Origin of the sequence: Faecousia intestinalis (genome assembly GCF_040096185.1) — a bacterium.
GTDB lineage: Bacteria > Bacillota > Clostridia > Oscillospirales > Oscillospiraceae > JAZOXB01.
The window spans coordinates 24,925-43,204 of the sequence record NZ_JBBMFF010000166.1; the positions used below are offsets into that span (position 1 = coordinate 24,925).

Consider the following 18,280-nt stretch of genomic DNA (forward strand, 5'->3'; position numbering starts at 1 on the left):
GGCAGACGATGAGCAATAAAACCTTCAGCGCGATCAAAATCGGCATTGCTTCTCCGGAAATGATCCGCGACTGGTCTTACGGCGAGGTCAAAAAGCCGGAGACCATCAACTACCGCACCCTGAAGCCCGAGCGCGACGGCCTGTACTGCGAGCGCATCTTCGGACCGACGAAGGACTGGGAGTGCCACTGCGGCAAGTATAAGAAGATCCGCTTCAAGGGCAAGATCTGCGATCGCTGCGGCGTCGAGGTCACCCGGAGCAAGGTGCGCCGCGAGCGCATGGGCCACATCGAGCTGGCCGCGCCGTGCAGCCACATCTGGTATTTCAAGGGTATCCCCTCCCGCATGGGCCTGCTGCTGGACATCAGCCCGCGCATTCTGGAGAAGGTCCTGTATTTTGCCAACTATATCGTCACGGATCCCGGCGACACGCCCCTGAGCAAGTGCCAGATCCTGACGGAAAAAGAATACCGCGACATGCGCGAAAAGTATGAGAACGATTTCGAGGCCGGTATGGGCGCCGAGTCCGTGCAGAAGCTGCTGGCCGAGATCGATCTCGAGGCCCTGTGCAGCCAGCTCCGCAGCGAGCTCGTCAACGCCAGCGGCCAGAAGAAGCTGCGCATCATCAAGCGGCTCGAGGTCGCCGAGGCCTTCCGCGCTTCCGGCAACAAGCCCGAGTGGATGATCATGAATGTCCTGCCGGTCATCCCGCCGGACATCCGCCCGATGGTCCAGCTCGACGGCGGTCGTTTCGCAACGTCCGACCTCAATGACCTCTACCGCCGCGTCATCAACCGCAACAACCGCCTCAAGCGCCTCATCCAGCTCAATGCGCCGGATATCATTATCCGCAACGAAAAGCGCATGCTGCAGGAGGCCGTGGATGCCCTCATCGACAACGGCCGCCGCGGCCGCGCTGTCACCGGTGCGAACAACCGCGCGCTGAAGTCCCTGTCCGACATGCTCAAGGGCAAGCAGGGCCGCTTCCGTCAGAACCTGCTGGGCAAGCGCGTCGACTATTCCGGCCGTTCTGTTATCGTCGTCGGCCCGGAGCTGAAGCTCTATCAGTGCGGCGTGCCGAAGGAAATGGCCATTGAGCTGTTCCGCCCGTTTGTCATGAAGAAGCTCGTCGAGGACGGTGTTGCCAACAACATCAAGAGCGCCAAGAAGAAGATCGACAAGGGCGAGCCCGAGGTCTGGGATGCCCTCGAGGACATCATCAAGGACCGCCCCGTCATGCTCAACCGTGCGCCGACGCTGCACCGCCTCGGCATTCAGGCCTTTGAGCCGGTGCTGGTCGAGGGCCGCGCCCTGAAGCTGCACCCGCTGTGCTGCACCGCCTTCAACGCCGACTTCGACGGCGACCAGATGGCGATCCACGTCCCGCTGTCGGCAGAGGCCCAGGCTGAGGCCCGTGTGCTGATGCTCTCCGCAAACAACCTGCTGCGTCCGCAGGACGGCAAGCCTGTCACCGTGCCGACGCAGGATATGATCCTCGGTACCTACTACCTGACCTATGTCCGTCTTGGCAAGGAGGAGAAGGGTGCGGAGCAGGTCTTTGTGACCGATGCGGGCGACTTCGACCTTCCCGTGAACCAGCTCGTCGACGGCGACCTTGTGGAAGCCGCGGTCGAGAAGGCCGAGAATGAGAAGAAGCGCGCCCCGTCCTATCTGCCGCTGCATGCCTACTCCAGCGTCGATGAGGCCATCACGGCCTATGCCGACGGCTGCATCGGCCTGCATGCGCCCATCCGCGTGCGCTACGGCAAGGAGATCGACGGCGTGATGCAGTATCGCATCATCACGGCGACGGTCGGCCGCCTGATCTTCAACGAGCCGATCCCGCAGGACCTTGGCTTCGTGGACCGCAGCGATCCCGCGCATCTGTTCGACCTTGAGGTCAGCTTCCTTGTTGGCAAGAAGAAACTCGGCGTCATCATCGACAAGTGCATCCGCCGTCACGGCTTCACCATCGCCACCGAGATGCTCGATCGCGTCAAAGCCCTCGGCTACAAGTACTCCACGAAGGGCGCCATCACCGTCTCCATCGCCGATATGGCCATCCCGGAGAAGAAGTACGCTCTCATCGAAGAGGCCGAGAAGCAGACGGTCAAGATCGACCGCCAGTACAAGCGCGGCTTCCTCACGAACGACGAGCGCTATCGCCTCGTTGTCCACCAGTGGGAGCAGACGATCAAGGACGTCACCGGCGCTCTGCAGGAGAACCTTGACCGCTTCAACCCGATCTATATGATGGCCGACTCCGGCGCCCGCGGCAGCATGAACCAGATCCGTCAGCTCGCCGGTATGCGCGGCCTGATGGCAGATACGAACGGCCGCACGATCGAGATTCCGATCAAGGCAAACTTCCGTGAAGGCCTTTCCGCTCTGGAATACTTCATCTCCTCCCGAGGCGCCCGTAAGGGCTTGACCGACACTGCGCTGCGTACCGCCGACTCCGGCTACCTGACGCGCCGTCTGGTCGACGTCTCGCAGGAGGTCATCATCCGCATCCCCGACTGCGGCACGACGCATGGCATCCACCTGTCCGAGGTCGTGGAAAAGGGCCAGGTCATCGAGTCCTTCGGCTCCCGCATCCATGGCCGCTTCCCGGTGCATGATATCGTCGATCCGGAGACGGGCGAGGTGCTCATCCCGAATAACCGCATGATGCATGAGGACGATGCCAAGATGCTCGAGGCACACGGCATTCACTCCGTCTATGCCCGTACCGTGCTCGGCTGCCGCGCCCGCAGCGGCGTCTGCGCCAAGTGCTACGGCATGAACCTTGCAACGTCCGAGCTTGTGAACCTCGGCGAGGCGGTCGGCATCATCGCCGCCCAGTCCATCGGCGAGCCGGGCACGCAGCTGACCATGCGTACCTTCCACACCGGCGGCGTTGCCGGCGACGATATCACGCAGGGCCTTCCGCGAGTCGAAGAGCTCTTCGAGGCCAGAAAGCCGAAGAAGATGGCGGCCATTGCAGAGATCGACGGCGTCGTCGAGATCGACGAGAGCCACCGCAGCGCGCTGCGCGACATCACGATCACCGCGGACGACGGCGAGGTCAAGCTCTATCAGGTCCCGTATTCCGTCGGCCTGAAGGTCGAGCAGGGAAAGCGTGTGCGCAAGGGCGAGCCCATCACCGACGGCGCGCTCAACCCGCATGACGTGCTGCGCATTTCCGGTGTCGAGGCCGTGCAGGAATATCTGACGCAGGGCGTTCTGGCCGTGTACCGCCAGCAGGGTGTTGACATTAACGACAAGCACATCGAGGTCATCATCCGCCAGATGATGCGCAAGGTGCGCGTCGAGGATCCCGGCGACACCACGCTCCTGAGCGGCACCGTCGTGGATGTCTATGAGTTCGAGGACGCCAATGCCGTTGTGCAGGCACGCATCGATGCCGGCGAGACGGACCTCCGTCTGGCCACGGATTCCCTCATCCTCATGGGTATCACGAAGGCTTCCCTTGCCACGGAGTCCTTCCTCTCCGCAGCCTCCTTCCAGGAGACGACGAAGGTCCTGACCGAAGCCGCCATCAAGGGCAAGGTAGACCATCTGGTCGGCCTGAAGGAGAACGTCATCATCGGCAAGCTCATCCCCGCCGGTTCCGGCCTCGATATCTACCGCGATTTCGAGCCGACCAACTGGCCGGAGTCCTCCGTGACGCAGAGCATGATCGATAACGAGCAGAAGTAAATAAAATTCCCGCGCCATTGCGGCTTCGGCCTCCGCCGGACCGCGTGGTGCAGCTGAAAAGCCAATCAGCCCGTGCAGTGGATCGCTGCACGGGCTTTTTGCACGTCCAAATGCCTCGCAGAGTTCGCCGCCCGCAGGCGGCGAATGAAGTAAGATCATTTTCTCCGGCGGCGTGTACGTCGGAGAAAATACCGCTCAGTCCGCCAGTGTGCGAATTGTCCGCCCTTGGCGGGCGATTCGTGCGCGCAGCGGACTGCAAGCCTTTTGCCGGAAAAGCCCGAAGGGGTTTCCCGGCAGTTGAGCCTGTGCAGCGATTTGCTGTACGGGCCTTTTTGTGCGCCTTGGGGCTTGTTACCATAATATAGACAAACATATGTTCAAAAATTCGGTTTTCGCGGGTTTATGGGAAAAATTTCCGGAAAAATCTCGGGCAGAATCCGAAAAAGTGATTGCATTTTTGGGGCAGGAATAGTATACTACAAGCGAAGTGGAGCGAAATGGATGAAATGTGAGCAAAATGGAGCGGAGGTGAGGGAATGTTCGGCAAATACAAGCACACGCTTGACCCCAAGGGACGGCTGTTCGTTCCCGCCAAGCTGCGCGAGGAGCTCGGCAGCGCGTTCTATGTTGCCCGTTCACTGGACCCCTGCCTGACGGTCTATACCGAGGAGGAGTGGCAGCGCATCGTCGAGCGCAGCAAGGCTGCGCCGTCGTCCAAGGCCCGCGGCCTGCGCACGTTCTTTGCCAACGTCGTCCGCTGTGAGCCGGACAAGCAGGGCCGCTTCCTGCTGCCGGACGATCTCCGCAAATATGCCGGGATCCAGCAGGAGGTCTATTTCCTCGGGCAGGCCGGCCGCGCTGAGATCTGGGCGGCAGAGCGCTACGAGGAGGAAGAGGCCAATGTCTCCGCCGAGGAGCTGGCCGCACTGATGGAAGAGATCGGGATCTGATGGAATTTCAACATAAATCCGTATTGCTGCAGGAGTGTATTGACGCGCTGAACATCCGCCCGGACGGGATCTACCTCGACGGGACGCTCGGCGGCGCAGGGCATTCCAGTCAGATCGCCCGCCGCCTGACGGAGGGTGGGCGTCTCATCGGCGTGGACCGCGACCGCACGGCGCTGGCCGCCGCAAAGGAGCGCTTAGCCCCCTATGCCGACCGCGTGACACTCGTGCATTCCAATTTTGCGGAGATCGACGCGATCCTCGATTCCCTTGGCATTCCGGCCGTGGACGGCATGCTGTTCGACCTCGGCGTTTCGTCGCCGCAGCTCGACGATGCTTCGCGCGGCTTTTCCTACATGGCGGACGCCCCGCTCGATATGCGCATGGATAAGGACGACGCGCTCACGGCGGGGGCGGTCGTCAACACCTGGCCGCAGGGCGAGCTGCGCCGCATTCTCTATGATTACGGCGAGGAGCGCTATGCACCGCAGATCGCGGCAGCCATCTGCCGGGCGCGTGAGAAAGCGCCCATCGAAACGACGCTGGAGCTGGTGGACATCATCCGCTCGGCCATGCCCGCGCAGGCGCTGCGCGAAAAGCAGCACCCCGCAAAGAGAAGCTTTCAGGCCATCCGCATCGCCGTGAACGATGAGCTCGGCGCCGTCAGCCGCATGATGCAGGCTGCGGTCGGCCGCCTCAATCCCGGCGGCAGACTGGCCGTCATCACCTTCCATTCGCTCGAGGACCGCATCGTCAAGAGCGAGATGCAGCAGGCGGCGCGCGGCTGCACCTGCCCGCCGGAATTCCCGGTGTGCGTCTGCGGCAAAAAGCCGCTCGTGAAGCTCGTTACGCGCAAGCCTATCGTCTCCGGCCCTGCGGAGCTGGAGGAAAATCCCCGCGCCCGGAGCGCAAAGCTCCGCGTTGCGGAAAAACTTTGACAGAAAGGATGAGCCACCATGGCAGACCCTTATCGCAGCAACGGCTCGGCGGCCTATGATGTCCGCCGCCGGAATACCGCACAGCCTCTGGAGCAGCCGGAGCGTCTGCCGGACGCGCCTGCGCGGCGCAAGCCGGCGCGCCATGTCCGTGCACGTCTGGGTATCTCGCCCCTGACGGCGCTCGGCGCGGCCGCCGCCGTGCTGATGCTTGCTCTGGTGGTTTTCAGTTATATCCGCCTCTATGAGGCGCGCAGCGATGTCGGCAAGCTGCAGACGCAGCTCAGCACGCTGGAGGAGCAGCAGGCCAGACTGCAGTCGCAGTATGACAATGCCCTCGATCTCGAGCAGATCGAAAAGCGCGCCAAGGAGCTTGGCATGCGCCAGCCGGGCAGCTCGCAGATCATCTATGTGCAGGTCGATGCGGACGATACGACGGAGGTCTATGCCGCGCCTGCGGAGAAGAATGTGTTCGTCCGCGTGATCGACGCATTCCGCAGCGCCTTTACGGACGCCATCAACTACTTCTCCTGAGCCTGCCGCAGAATTTCGGGAGGGACGGCCATTTCAGGCATGGTCCCGCCGCCCGATTCATATCGTATACAGAGCATGGGCGGTGAGTGAGAATTGCCGCCCATCTTTTTTCCACTGTTTTGCCCCGGGAGGGAATACTATGAAGCAGCAACCGCAGAGAAGACGCCGCCGCGCGCCGAAGCGCGAGGAGGTCTCGACGACCCATGTGCGCAAGGGCATCTTTTTCCTGATGATCCTGCTGGGTGTCGTCAGCTTTTGCGCTGTGGCGGGCATGCTCGTGAAGCTCATGCTCGTCGACCACGATTATTATGAGGCAAAGGCCATCCGCAACCAGACCCGCAGCACGAGCGTCACCGCCTCGCGCGGCACGATCTATGACCGCAACGGCAATGTGCTGGCGGCCTCGTCGAGCGTGGAGAATGTTTTCCTCGACCCGCTGGAGCTGTCGCAGAACAAGGTCGACGTCCCGGCGCTGGCAAAGAAGCTCGCGGCCGTGCTCGATCTGGATGCGGGCTGGATCGAGGAGCAGGCCGCCGATACGAGCCTGCGCTACAAGGTCATCAAGCGCCGCCAGGCGCAGGAGGTCTGCGACAAGGTCCGCGAGATCATTGCGGAGGATAAGATCATCGGCGTGCATCTCGAGCCGGATTCGCAGCGCTACTATCCCTATCACGATGTCGCGGCGCAGATCATCGGCTTTACGAACACCGAGAATGTCGGCTCCGAGGGGCTGGAGGCCTATTATAATGACGAGCTGCAGGGCACGGCCGGAGCCGTCATCACGACGAAGGGCAACTACGAGACGCAGATGCTCTATTCCTATGAGAAGTATTATCAGGCGTCCGACGGCGACAGCATCCACCTGACGCTCGACACGACGGTGCAGTATTATCTGCAGAAGCAGATGCAGGATGCCGTGGACCGCTATGACGTGCTCAACGGTGCGTTCGGCATCGTTATGAACTGCAAAACGGGCGAGATCGTCGCCATGTGCACGCTCGGCAGCTATGACCCGAACGATTATCAGGAAATTTATGACGAGGACCTGCGCACACAGATCGAGGAGCTTTACACCAAGGCGGAAAAGCAGCCCGAAAATTCCACGGCCCGCACGGAGGCCTTCAACGCCTATAACGCCGCCGTGCGCGACGCCCGCCTGAAGCAGTGGCGCAACCGCTGCGTCTCCGACGGCTATGAACCTGGCTCGACGTTCAAGATCCTCACGCTGGCGGCGGCGCTCGATTCCGGCGCAGTCACGACGGCCGATACGTTCTACTGCGGCGGCTCCGAGAAGATCGAGGGCCGCGAGCAGATCCTCAACTGCTGGAACCATGCCGGCCACGGCAGCGAGACCACGGCGCAGGCCCTGCAGAAATCCTGCAACATCGCCTTCGCCCACATCGGCCTGCGGACGGGCGGCGGCACGCTGTATGACTACTGCCGCGCCTTCGGCCTGATGGAGCAGACGGGCATCGACCTGCCCGGCGAGGCCTCCGGCGTGTTCCACACGCGCGAGCGCCTGGCCAACACCGCCTCCTACGGCACGAGCTACCTCATCGCAACGTCGTTCGGCCAGACCATCAAGCCGACGCCCATCCAGCTCGTCACGGCTATTTCCGCCGTGGTGAACGGCGGCTACCTGCTCGAGCCCTATGTCGTCTCGGAGATCGTCGACTCCGAGGGCAACGTCGTGCAGCAGAACGCCCGCACCGTCGTGCGGCAGGTCATCTCCGAGGAGACGTCCGCCACGATGCGGCAGATCATTGAGTCCGTCGTCACGGAGGGCACGGCAAAGAACGGCAGCGTCGTCGGCTACCGCATCGGCGGCAAGACCGGAACGGCCGAAAAGACCGACCAGACCGATTCGAACGGCCAGCAGACGAACGACAAGATCGTCTCGTTTGTCGGCATTGCGCCGATGGACGATCCGGAGTATGTGGTACTCATCGCACTTGATACGCCGAACCCCGCCACCGGCACGTATATCTCCGGCGGCGTTATGGCCGCGCCGACCGTCGCCCGCGTGATGGAGGATATCCTGCCCTATCTCGGCGTCGAGCCGGATTATTCCGAGGTGGATATGTCCCGCGTGACGGTTCGCATGCCGAATCTGGCCGGGAAGACCGAGTCCGAGGCGGCTGCCATTCTGGAGGAAGATCACCTGAACTACAAGATCATCGGCGACGGCGACAAGATCGTCAGCCAGATCCCGGCCCACGGCCGTGAGCTGCCCGGCAATTCGACCGTGCTGCTCTATACGGACGATTCCATGCCGACCGACGAGGTCGAGGTGCCGAACCTGACGGGTATGACCGTGGCGCAGGCCAGCACGACGCTGTCCCAGCTCGGGCTCTATCTGCAGGCCAAGGGCACGGATTCGAATGCATGGTACGTCGTGGTGACAAAGCAGGACATCGACGCCGGAACAAAGGTCCCGCGCGGCACGATGATCGCCGTCACATTCACGGATACGACCGCACTGGATTAAAGAAGGTTGAATGCAATGAAATTACACGAGCTTTTGCAGGGCATCGAGGTGCTCGAACAGAACGCCGACCCGGAGCTGGAGCTGACGGGCGTGAGCTATGATTCCCGCTCGACCGCGCCCGGCGAGCTGTTTGCCGCCATTTCGGGCTATGCCACGGACGGCCACCGCTTCATTCCCGCCGCCCTTGCGCGCGGCGCGGCCTGTGTGCTGTGCGAGCACGACATGCCGGAGCACACGCCGTGGGTGCGCGTGCGCGATGCGCGCGCGGCGCTGGCGCAGCTCGGCTGCAACTGGTTCGGCCATCCGGCGGAGCGCCTGTGCATGATCGGCGTGACGGGGACGAACGGCAAGACGACCGTGACCTGCCTTGTCAAGCATGTGCTCGAGCAGACGCTCGGCGCGAAGGTCGGCCTCATCGGCACGATCGAAAACCGCATCGGCGACACCGTCGTCCCCACGGAGCGCACGACGCCCGAGAGCTTTGCTCTGCAGGGCCTGCTGCGGCAGATGCTCGATGCGGGCTGCACGCATGTGGTGATGGAGGTCTCGTCCCATGCGCTGGCGCTGCACCGCGTGGACGGCATCCCGTTCACGGTCGGTGCGTTCACGAACCTGACGGAGGACCACCTCGATTTCCATAAGACCATGGAGGCCTACGGAGCCGCCAAGGCCCGCCTGTTCCGGCTTTGCCGGACGGGTGTGCTCAATGCGGACGATCCGGCCTACCGGACCATGCTGCAGGGCGCGGCCTGTGCGCTGCTGCTCGTCGGCACCGGGAAGGACGCCGCGCTGCGCGCAGAGCAGGTGCAGCTTGCGCCGGATCATGTGGCGATGGACGTGCGGGAAGGGGAGAAGGCGGCACATGTCCGCATCGGCATCCCCGGCCGCTTCACGGTCTCGAACGCGCTTCTGACGCTCGGCATTGCCCGCGCCCTCGGCATTGGGCTGGAGGACGCCTGCCGCGCGCTCGGCACGGCGGCGGGCGTAAAGGGCCGCATCGAGGTCGTGCCCACGCCGGGCCGCGATTACACCGTTCTCATCGACTATGCCCACACGCCGGACGGACTGGAGAACATTCTCCGTTCCGTGCGCGACTTCTGCCGCGGCCGCCTCATTGTGCTGTTCGGCTGCGGCGGCGACCGCGACCGGACAAAGCGCCCCATCATGGGCGAGATCGCCGCGCGGCTGGCCGACGTGCTCGTTGTGACGTCGGATAACCCCCGCACGGAGGAGCCGATGGCCATCATCCGCGAGATCCTTGCCGGGATCCCGCAGACGGAGAAGCCCGTCTATGTGGAGGAGAACCGCCGCAGGGCCATCCGCATGACCTTGCGTTTCGCGCAAAAAGATGATATGATAGTGCTCGCCGGAAAAGGACATGAGACCTATCAGGTTCTCGGTACGGAAAAAATTCACTTTGACGAGCGCGAGGAAGTCGCCGCTTGTCTGCAAGAGGAAGACCATGAGCAATAAGACCCTGACGCTCGGGCAGGCCGCCGCGTGGTGCGGCGGTCAGATCGCCCCCGAGCTGGAAGAACGGCCGTTTTTCGGCGCAAATTTTGATTCTCGCCTGATCCGGCCCGGCGAGCTGTTCGCAGCCCTGCCCGGCGCGCGCGACGGCCATGACTTTGCGGCCTCCGCGCTGGAGCGCGGCGCGGCTGCCGTGCTGGCCAGCCGCCCGGTTGACGGCCCCGCGATCTATGTCGAAGACACGTCCCGCGCCCTGCGTGACATCGCCCGCGGCTACCGCGAGAGCCTGCCGTGCCGCTGCGTCGGCATCACGGGAAGCGTCGGCAAGACGACGACGAAGGAAATGATCGCCGCCGTCCTGCGCACGGCACTGCGCACGCAGTGGACGGAAAAGAATTATAACAATGAGATCGGCCTGCCGGTCAGCGTCCTGCGGCTGAAGCCGGACTGCGAGGCGGCCGTGCTCGAGATGGGAATGAACCACTTCGGCGAGCTGTCCGTGCTCACGCGCATCGCGCAGCCGGACCTGGCTGTGATCACGAACATCGGCACGATGCACATCGAAAATCTCGGCTCGCGCGAGGGCATCCTCCGCGCCAAGCTTGAGATCCTCGAGGGTCTGCGTCCCGGCGGACGCGTGATCTTCAATGGGGACGACGCCCTGCTGCGGCCGCTGGCCGCGCGGTATCACGCCGTGTGCTTCGGCCTGTCCGAGGGCTGCGACGTGCGCGCCTCCCGCGTGTGCGAATCGGCGGAGGGAAGCAAATTTACGGTCCACGCCTTCGGAAAGAGCTTTGAGGCCGCACTGAGCGTGCCGGGCCTGCACAATGTGCTCGACGCACTGGCAGCTGCGGCCGTCGGCCTGCTGCTCGGGCTGAGCCCGGAGCAGATTGCAGAAGGCCTGCGGTCCTATGCGCCGCTGCGGCAGCGGGTCAGCCATGCGGCGGGCATGACGATCATTGATGACTGTTACAACGCCGGACCCGAGTCCATGCGTGCCGCGCTGCGGGTGCTGGCAGGCACGCCGACGGAGGGGCGCCGCATCGCTGTACTCGGCGGCATGCTGGAGCTGGGCGATTTTGCGCCGGAGCTCCATGCCGGGGTCGGCCGCGAGGCCGCAAAGACGGCGGATCTGCTGCTGGCCTACGGCCCGTGCAGCGAATGCTATGTGCAGGGCGCGCACGAGGCGGGCCTTGCCGGGGCACGGGCCTTTGCCACGCACGATGCGCTCGTCGCTGCGCTGGAGGAGACCTGCCGCGCAGGAGACACGCTGCTGTTCAAGGGCAGCCACGGCATGCATATGGAGCAGGTGCTTGCACGCCTTTTGAAAACGAAAGAACATATGGGGGAATGAAAAATGGAACCTACGCTGATCTGGATCCTTGTTTCGGTGCTGGGCGGCTTTGTCCTGGCGCTGCTGCTCGGCCGGGTGCTCGTCCCGGCGCTGCGCGCGCTGAAGGCGGGCCAGTCCATCCGGGAAGTCGGCCCGAAGTGGCATCAGGGCAAGGCGGGCACGCCGACCATGGGCGGCATCGTCTTTATTCTGTCGTCGCTTTTGTGCATCGTCACCGGCTGGTATGCCATGCGCGAGACCGGCGACTATAAGCACCTGTTCGTGCTGGCGCTGGCGCTGATGTTCGGCCTGATCGGCTTTGCCGATGACTTCATCAAGGTGAAGAAAAAGCGCAATCTCGGCCTGACGGGCCTGCAGAAGCTCGTTCTGCAGGTACTGGCTGCCTGCCTGTTCCTCGCCGGCATGCATTTTACGAATGCCCTGACGTATGATCTCTATGTCCCGTTTGTCCGGGAACCGCTCGTCCACATCCCGCCGCTGGTCTATCTGGCGCTGTCCGTGTTCATCATCGTCGGCTGCGTCAACGCCGTCAACCTGACGGACGGCATCGACGGCCTTGCCACGGGCGTGACGCTTCCCGTGATGCTGTTCTTCACGCTCGTGTCCATGACGGCAAAGCAGTGGGGCCTTGCCACGTTCCCGGCGACGCTTGTCGGCGCGCTCGGCGGCTTCCTGTTCTATAATTTCTATCCCGCCAAGACATTTATGGGAGATACCGGCTCGCTGTATCTCGGCGGCGCGGTGTGCGGCCTTGCCTATGCGCTCGATATGCCGCTCGTGCTGCTGTTCGTGGGCCTCATCTACATCATTGAGACGCTGTCCGATATCCTGCAGGTGAGCTACTTCAAGCTGACGCATGGCAAGCGCATCTTCAAGATGGCCCCGATCCATCATCATTTTGAAATGTGCGGCTGGTCGGAGAAAAAGATCTGGGTGGTCTTCGTCTCCGTCACCGTGATCATGTGCGTGATCGCCTGGTTCGGCGTGCGCATCTGGTTCTGATCTGATTTCTGCACGCTATCCCGCGGAGAGGAGGTGCGGCCATGTCCCACAGAGAAAAGCAACTGAAAAAGAGCGCGGTGCGTGTTGTGGAGAGCGATCTCGGCGTCATTGACCTGCCGTACCTGCTGCTGACGCTGCTGCTGGTGGCCATCGGTCTGCTGGTGCTGTTCTCCGCAAGCTATGCCCGCGCTTATTACGAGACGAAAAACGCGGCCTCAGTCTTCGTGAATCAGCTCATCTTTGCCGTGATGGGCATCGGTGTGATGTGGCTCATCAGCCGCGTGCCATATGAATGGTATCAGAAGCTGTCGCTCCTGATCCTGGCTGCGTCCATCGGCCTGCTGGTCCTCGTGCCGTTCATCGGCACGGAGAGCGGCGGCGCGACGCGCTGGCTCGACTTCGGCTTCGTGAGCTTCCAGCCGTCCGAGATTGCAAAATTCGGCGTCATCTGCTCGTTTGCGGCCATTATGGCGGCGCACACGCGGGATATGAAGACGATCCGCTACGGCGTGGCGCCCTATGTCGTGATCCTCGGCATCATCGCCGTGCTGCTCTACCTCGAACCGCACATGTCTGCGACGCTCATCATTCTGGCACTCGGCTTTATCCTCATGACGCTCGGCGGTACGGACTGGAAGTATTTGGTCGGCCTTGTTATTCTGGGCTGCCTGCTCGTTGCCGTTTATCTTCTGACGAAGGGCTACACCGGCGGACGCATCAGCGCATGGCTGCACCCGGAGAACGACCCGCTCGACAAGGGCCTGCAGGTGCTGCAGTCGCAGTATGCCATCGGCTCCGGCGGCCTGCTGGGCCTCGGCTTCGGCCGCGGCCGCCAGAAGTATCTCTACCTGCCGGAGGAGCACAACGACTATATCTTCGCCATTGCGTGCGAGGAGCTGGGCTTTGTAGGAGCCATCGGCATCCTCATCCTGTTCGCTCTGCTCATCATCCGCGGCTACTGGATTGCCATGCATGCGCGCGACCGCTTCTCCATGCTGCTGGCCGCAGGCCTGACGACGCTTCTGGCCCTGCAGGTGTTCCTGAACGTCGCCGTTGTGACGAATCTTCTGCCCTCCACGGGCATTTCGCTGCCGTTCTTCTCCTATGGCGGAACCGCGCTCATCATGCAGCTCGCCGAAAACGGCATCGTGCTGAATGTGTCGCGCAGCATTACCCAAAGTCCCAGATAAGTCAAAGGAGGCAGGCCCATGAAGGCCGTATTCACCTGCGGCGGAACGGGCGGACATATCAATCCCGCCCTTGCCGTTGCGCGCGTGCTGCTCGAGCGCCGTCCGGACAGCGAGATCCTGTTTGTCGGCGCGGAGGACGGCATGGAGGCCACTCTGGTCCCGCGCGAGGGCTTCCGGCTCGAAACGCTGCAGATCTCCAGCTATATGCGCAGCCTGAAGCCGAGCGCCATCCGGCATAACGTCAGGGCTGCGCTCTCCATCCGCCGCGCACTGAAAAAGGCGGACCGCATCATCCGCGATTTCCAGCCGGACGTCATCCTCGGCACGGGCGGCTATGCCAGCTATCCGATGCTCCACGAGGGCGCGCGCCTCGGCATCCCCACGGCCGTGCACGAGTCAAACGCCGTGCCGGGCCTCGCCACAAAAATGGTGGCCGACAAGGTCGACCGCATCCTGGTGAGCTTCGCGGACAGCCGCTCGGCCTACCGCGACCCGTCCCGCGTTATCGCGGTCGGTATGCCCGTACGGGAGGAGTTCGTCTTCACCCGCCGCGCCGACGCCCGCCGCGCCCTCGGCCTCGACGAGAAGACGCCAATGATCGTCTCCGCTTGGGGCAGTCTCGGCGCGCGGGAAATGAATAAGAAGATCGCGCAGTTCATGAAGCTCGAATGCGAGCAGGACTGTTGGCGGCATATCCATGCGACCGGCTCGTTCGGCTGGCGCTGGATGCCGGACTATGTGAAGGAGCAGGGAGTCGAGCTGGAAAAGCACCCGCTCATCACGATGCAGGAATATATCTATAACATGCCGGAGCTTATGGCGGCGGCCGATGTGGTCATCAGCCGCGCCGGAGCCTCGACACTCAACGAGATCGCCGCAGCGGGCACGCCGTGCATCATCGTCCCGTCGCCGAATGTGACGAACGATCATCAGGAGAAAAACGCCCGCATCCTCGAGCAGCACGGCGCGGCCGTCGTACTGCATGAGAACCACTGCGACGGCGAGCTGCTGTTCCGCACGACGCAGGAGCTGCTGGCCGATGCTCCGCGCCGCGCATCCATGCGCAAAGCGCTGCAGGAGCTGGCTGTCGTCGATTCCGCGTCTCGCATCTGTGATATCATTCTGAATCTGGCTAAAACACACAAATCCTGACCGCCGCATAGGATGGGGCATCTTCCCATCCGGAGGTCGGTCATGGACATATTCTGCATCCGCGGCGGAACGCCGCTGCACGGACGCATTGCGCTGCACGGCGCAAAAAATGCCGCGCTGCCGCTGCTGGCCGCCACGCTGGCGACCGGTGCGCGCTGCGAGCTTCTCGATTGCCCGGATATTTCCGACGTCACGGCTGCCTGCGCCATTCTGCGCCACCTCGGCTGCGCGGTGGAGCAGCACGGCGGGATCGTTGCAGTCGATGCCGGCTCCGCATGCCGGTCAGATATTCCGGCAGAACTCATGCGGAAAATGCGCGCTGCCGTCCTGTTCCTCGGGCCGCTGCTCGCGCGCTTCGGCACGGCGGAGCTGAGCCTGCCCGGCGGCTGCGTGCTCGGCGCGCGGCCGATCGATCTGCACCTGCGCGGCCTGCGCCGGATGGGTGCGGAGATCACGCTTGACGGCGAGCATATTTCGGCCCGGACCGACGGCCTTCACGGCTGCACGGTCGCGCTGCCGCTTCCAAGCGTCGGCGCAACGGAGAATCTCATCCTTGCGGCGCTCGGCTGCCGGGGCACGCTGACGCTGTGCAACGCCGCGCGCGAGCCGGAAATCGGAGACCTGATCGCCTTCCTGCGCGCCTGCGGCGCAGACATCCGCGGCGAGGGGAGCCTGCTGCGTATCCGCGGCGGCGTTCCGCTCACCGGCGCATGCCACACGGTCCTGCCGGACCGCATGGAGGCGGCGACGTATCTGGCCGCGGCTGCCGCAACGCGCGGCGACGTGACGCTCACGAATGTCCGGCCGGAGCATCTGACGGCCGTTCTGGCCGCACTCGAACGCGCGGGCTGCACGCTCACGCAGCAAAACGGTTCGCTCCGTCTGCAGTGCAGCCGCCTGCGGGCGGCGGGGCCGATCCGCACCGCGCCGTATGACGGCTTTCCGACGGATGCGCAGGCGCCCCTGATGGCCGCCATGGCCGTTGCGGAGGGCGTGACGGTATTTGAAGAAAATCTGTTTGAGAACCGCTTCCGCCATGTCCCGGCCCTGCGGGCGCTTGGTGCGCACATCCATGCCGCACGGCGCTACGCCGTTGTGACGGGCGTGCGGGAGCTGCACGGTGCAAGCATGACGGCAACAGACCTGCGCGGCGGGGCTGCGATGGTCATCGGAGCACTCTGCGCCCGCGGCGAGAGCGAGCTTGCCGGGACTGCGCACCTGAAGCGCGGCTATGCGGAGCTCGTGCCGACGCTGCGTGCCTGCGGCGCGGACATTACAGAACGCTGACAAGACCCACGGAGGGGTGGACACCATGGAACACGAGAAAAACGAGCCGCGGCGCAGGCCGCCGGAGCGAAATTCCCGCGCAGCACAGGCTGCGCAGCAGCGCCGCGACCAGCGGCGCGAGCAGGCGCACCTGGAGGAGCTGCGTCAGAAGCAGCGCAAGCGCGCGCGGCACCGCACGCGCCGCCGGATCAATCCCGGCGTCTGGAAGCGCATCCTCATCATGGCGGCGGTCGTCGCTGCCGTCGTGCTGAGCATGGTGCTGTTCTTCCGCGTGCGCTCTGTGGAGGTGACGGGCTCGGCATATTATACTGCCGACGAGATCCGTGCCGCCTGCGGCGTGGCTCAGGGCGACAACCTGCTCACGCTCTCCCGCGCGCGCATCGCCGGGAATATCATGGCGGAGCTGCCCTATGTCAGCACGGTGCAGGTCACGCGCCGCCTGCCGGACACGCTGGAGCTGACCGTGACGGAATATGACGTCACCTATGCGGCGCAGGGCGCGGACGGTGCTTCCTATCTTATCACGGCGGACGGCAAGATCACGGAAAAGATCGACGAAACTGCCGCGCGCGGCCACATCGCCGTGACGGGCCTGCAGCTCGCCGACCCGGTCGTCGGCCAGCAGCTCACAGTCGCCGGGGACGATGACGTCGCCGCGCAGGGCCAGCACGACGCGCTGTGCGCGCTGCTGCAGGCGCTCGAGGAGGCCGGCCTTACGAAGAAGGCCGCGTCCGTCGCCGTGCCGAGCTCCTATGAGCTCTCGTTCTGGTACGGCGATCAGTACGAGGTCAAGCTGGGAAATTCCGAGAATCTCCCCTATAAGCTGGCCTATCTTGAAAAGGTGCTCGAAAGCCTCGCGGATTACCAGACCGGCACGATCGATCTGTCCTTCAGCGAGGGAAGCGAGGCCAGATTCACCCCGAAGCAGTGAAAACGATACGGAAAATGTAAATTATTTTTTGAAATCCGAGAAAGTCTATTGACCTACGGACCATTCCACGATAAAATAAAACGGTATAAATCTGCATATATTATGTACGGCGCGCCGCGCCCGAACAGTGGATACATAGGAGGAGATTGTCAATGTCTGAAACTTACACAGATAAGGTCGTAAATATCAAAGTGATCGGTGTCGGCGGCGCCGGCAACAACGTTGTCAACCGGATGATCACCAGCGGCATCGGCGGAGTCGAATTCGTCGTTGTGAACACGGATCGTCAGGATCTCAATAAGTCCAAGTGCGATAACAAGCTGCAGATCGGTGAGAAGCTGACGGGCGGCATGGGCGCAGGCTCCAAGCCCGACATCGGCAAGAAGTCCGCCGAGGAGAGCCGCGCGGCCATCTCCAAGTGCCTTGAGGGCGCAGACATGGTCTTCATCACCGCCGGTATGGGCGGTGGCACCGGCACGGGCGCAGCCCCGATCATTGCGGATCTCGCACATGAGGCTGGCATCCTGACCGTCGGTGTCGTGACGAAGCCCTTCAAATTTGAGGGTGCAAACCGCATGAAGCAGGCAGAGTCCGGCATCGCCGCCCTGTCCGATAAGGTCGACTCCCTCATCATCATCCCGAACGACCGTCTGAAGTACGTTACGGATCAGAAGATCACGTTCGCCAACGCATTCGGCATCGCAGACGATGTGCTGAAGCAGGCCGTGACCTCCATCTCCGAGCTCGTCGGCTACTCCGACCGCGTCATCATCAACCTCGACTTTGCGGACGTTTCCTCCATCATGAAGAACGCTGGCCGCGCACACATGGGCGTCGGCATTGCCTCCGGCCGCGAGAAGGCTGAGCAGGCCGCCATGGCCGCCGTCGCCAGCCCCCTGCTGGAGACCTCCATCAACGGTGCAACGGGCGTCCTGATTAACGTGACGGGCGCTGCGGACCTCGGCCTCGACGACGTCGAGACTGCCGCGAACATCGTTATGGAAGCTGCGAACCCCGAGGCGAACATCATCTTCGGCGCGACGTTCTCTGAGGACTTCGAGGACGAGATGCGCGTGACGGTCATCGCAACCGGCTTTGACGAGAAGAAGCCGGAGTCGAAGGGAATCTATTCCTCTTCGAAGCCGACCGCGGGCAGCAAGCAGCAGAGCATTCCCGCAGATGCCGCTTCGGACATCAACGATATCGACGAGATCTTCAAGATCTTCAACAAGTAAAAAACGCTCTGATCTCCCCCGGCGCTTTGCGCAGAAATCTCCCCCGGCGCAAAG

At 63.1% G+C, this 18,280-nt stretch carries 13 protein-coding genes; all 13 read left to right on the forward strand.

The genetic code is table 11. The features are described 5' to 3' along the window. The first annotated feature begins 8 nt into the window (after nt 1-8). Entirely contained in the window at nt 9-3,701 is a 3,693-nt protein-coding gene (gene rpoC / locus WMO66_RS04720; protein ID WP_349135236.1) for a DNA-directed RNA polymerase subunit beta', read from the forward strand. Between the two features lie 536 nt (nt 3,702-4,237). Beyond that, complete coding sequence (gene mraZ / locus WMO66_RS04725; protein WP_349135237.1) at nt 4,238-4,651, forward strand: division/cell wall cluster transcriptional repressor MraZ; 414 nt, start codon at nt 4,238-4,240, stop codon at nt 4,649-4,651. Continuing rightward, complete coding sequence (rsmH, locus tag WMO66_RS04730; protein ID WP_349135238.1) at nt 4,651-5,586, forward strand: 16S rRNA (cytosine(1402)-N(4))-methyltransferase RsmH; 936 nt, start codon at nt 4,651-4,653, stop codon at nt 5,584-5,586. The genes mraZ and rsmH overlap by 1 nt, the downstream gene beginning before the upstream one ends. Before the next feature lie 18 nt (nt 5,587-5,604). Beyond that, entirely contained in the window at nt 5,605-6,117 is a 513-nt protein-coding gene (locus tag WMO66_RS04735) for a septum formation initiator family protein (protein WP_349135239.1), read from the forward strand. A gap of 139 nt (nt 6,118-6,256) precedes the next feature. Beyond that, nucleotides 6,257-8,605, forward strand: a complete 2,349-nt coding sequence (locus tag WMO66_RS04740; RefSeq protein ID WP_349135240.1) for a penicillin-binding transpeptidase domain-containing protein — start codon at nt 6,257-6,259, stop codon at nt 8,603-8,605. Between the two features lie 15 nt (nt 8,606-8,620). Beyond that, nucleotides 8,621-10,078 (forward strand): UDP-N-acetylmuramoyl-L-alanyl-D-glutamate--2,6-diaminopimelate ligase, encoded by a 1,458-nt coding sequence (locus WMO66_RS04745; protein WP_349135241.1) that lies wholly within the window; start codon nt 8,621-8,623, stop codon nt 10,076-10,078. Further along, on the forward strand, nt 10,068-11,429 hold the full coding sequence (locus tag WMO66_RS04750; protein ID WP_349135242.1) for a UDP-N-acetylmuramoyl-tripeptide--D-alanyl-D-alanine ligase: 1,362 nt from the start codon (nt 10,068-10,070) through the stop codon (nt 11,427-11,429). Before WMO66_RS04745 ends, WMO66_RS04750 begins: the two co-directional genes overlap by 11 nt. Nucleotides 11,430-11,432: 3 nt before the next feature. Next, nucleotides 11,433-12,431 carry a phospho-N-acetylmuramoyl-pentapeptide-transferase gene (gene mraY, locus WMO66_RS04755; protein WP_435387784.1) on the forward strand — a complete coding sequence of 333 codons (999 nt, stop codon included), beginning with the start codon at nt 11,433-11,435 and terminating at the stop codon, nt 12,429-12,431. A gap of 41 nt (nt 12,432-12,472) precedes the next feature. Continuing rightward, nucleotides 12,473-13,621: a putative lipid II flippase FtsW gene (gene ftsW / locus WMO66_RS04760; protein WP_349135243.1), complete on the forward strand. Its 1,149-nt coding sequence runs from the start codon at nt 12,473-12,475 to the stop codon at nt 13,619-13,621. 18 nt (nt 13,622-13,639) lie between these two features. Next, nucleotides 13,640-14,773 carry a UDP-N-acetylglucosamine--N-acetylmuramyl-(pentapeptide) pyrophosphoryl-undecaprenol N-acetylglucosamine transferase gene (locus tag WMO66_RS04765; RefSeq protein WP_349135244.1) on the forward strand — a complete coding sequence of 378 codons (1,134 nt, stop codon included), beginning with the start codon at nt 13,640-13,642 and terminating at the stop codon, nt 14,771-14,773. Between the two features lie 42 nt (nt 14,774-14,815). Continuing rightward, on the forward strand, nt 14,816-16,060 hold the full coding sequence (murA, locus tag WMO66_RS04770; RefSeq protein WP_349135245.1) for a UDP-N-acetylglucosamine 1-carboxyvinyltransferase: 1,245 nt from the start codon (nt 14,816-14,818) through the stop codon (nt 16,058-16,060). Nucleotides 16,061-16,085: 25 nt separating this feature from the next. Next, nucleotides 16,086-16,991: a cell division protein FtsQ/DivIB gene (locus WMO66_RS04775; protein ID WP_349135246.1), complete on the forward strand. Its 906-nt coding sequence runs from the start codon at nt 16,086-16,088 to the stop codon at nt 16,989-16,991. A gap of 152 nt (nt 16,992-17,143) precedes the next feature. Beyond that, nucleotides 17,144-18,226, forward strand: coding sequence for a cell division protein FtsZ (gene ftsZ / locus WMO66_RS04780; RefSeq protein WP_349135247.1), 1,083 nt, complete (start codon nt 17,144-17,146; stop codon nt 18,224-18,226). Nucleotides 18,227-18,280: the final 54 nt, after the last annotated feature.

What these genes read in the sequence shown, in the direction of transcription:
- rpoC (WP_349135236.1), top strand. Translation starts at nt 9, where the DNA reads ATGAGCAATAAAACCTTCAGCGCGATCAAAATCGGCATTGCTTCTCCG.
- mraZ (WP_349135237.1), top strand. Translation starts at nt 4,238, where the DNA reads ATGTTCGGCAAATACAAGCACACGCTTGACCCCAAGGGACGGCTGTTC.
- rsmH (WP_349135238.1), top strand. Translation starts at nt 4,651, where the DNA reads ATGGAATTTCAACATAAATCCGTATTGCTGCAGGAGTGTATTGACGCG.
- WMO66_RS04735 (WP_349135239.1), top strand. Translation starts at nt 5,605, where the DNA reads ATGGCAGACCCTTATCGCAGCAACGGCTCGGCGGCCTATGATGTCCGC.
- WMO66_RS04740 (WP_349135240.1), top strand. Translation starts at nt 6,257, where the DNA reads ATGAAGCAGCAACCGCAGAGAAGACGCCGCCGCGCGCCGAAGCGCGAG.
- WMO66_RS04745 (WP_349135241.1), top strand. Translation starts at nt 8,621, where the DNA reads ATGAAATTACACGAGCTTTTGCAGGGCATCGAGGTGCTCGAACAGAAC.
- WMO66_RS04750 (WP_349135242.1), top strand. Translation starts at nt 10,068, where the DNA reads ATGAGCAATAAGACCCTGACGCTCGGGCAGGCCGCCGCGTGGTGCGGC.
- mraY (WP_435387784.1), top strand. Translation starts at nt 11,433, where the DNA reads ATGGAACCTACGCTGATCTGGATCCTTGTTTCGGTGCTGGGCGGCTTT.
- ftsW (WP_349135243.1), top strand. Translation starts at nt 12,473, where the DNA reads ATGTCCCACAGAGAAAAGCAACTGAAAAAGAGCGCGGTGCGTGTTGTG.
- WMO66_RS04765 (WP_349135244.1), top strand. Translation starts at nt 13,640, where the DNA reads ATGAAGGCCGTATTCACCTGCGGCGGAACGGGCGGACATATCAATCCC.
- murA (WP_349135245.1), top strand. Translation starts at nt 14,816, where the DNA reads ATGGACATATTCTGCATCCGCGGCGGAACGCCGCTGCACGGACGCATT.
- WMO66_RS04775 (WP_349135246.1), top strand. Translation starts at nt 16,086, where the DNA reads ATGGAACACGAGAAAAACGAGCCGCGGCGCAGGCCGCCGGAGCGAAAT.
- ftsZ (WP_349135247.1), top strand. Translation starts at nt 17,144, where the DNA reads ATGTCTGAAACTTACACAGATAAGGTCGTAAATATCAAAGTGATCGGT.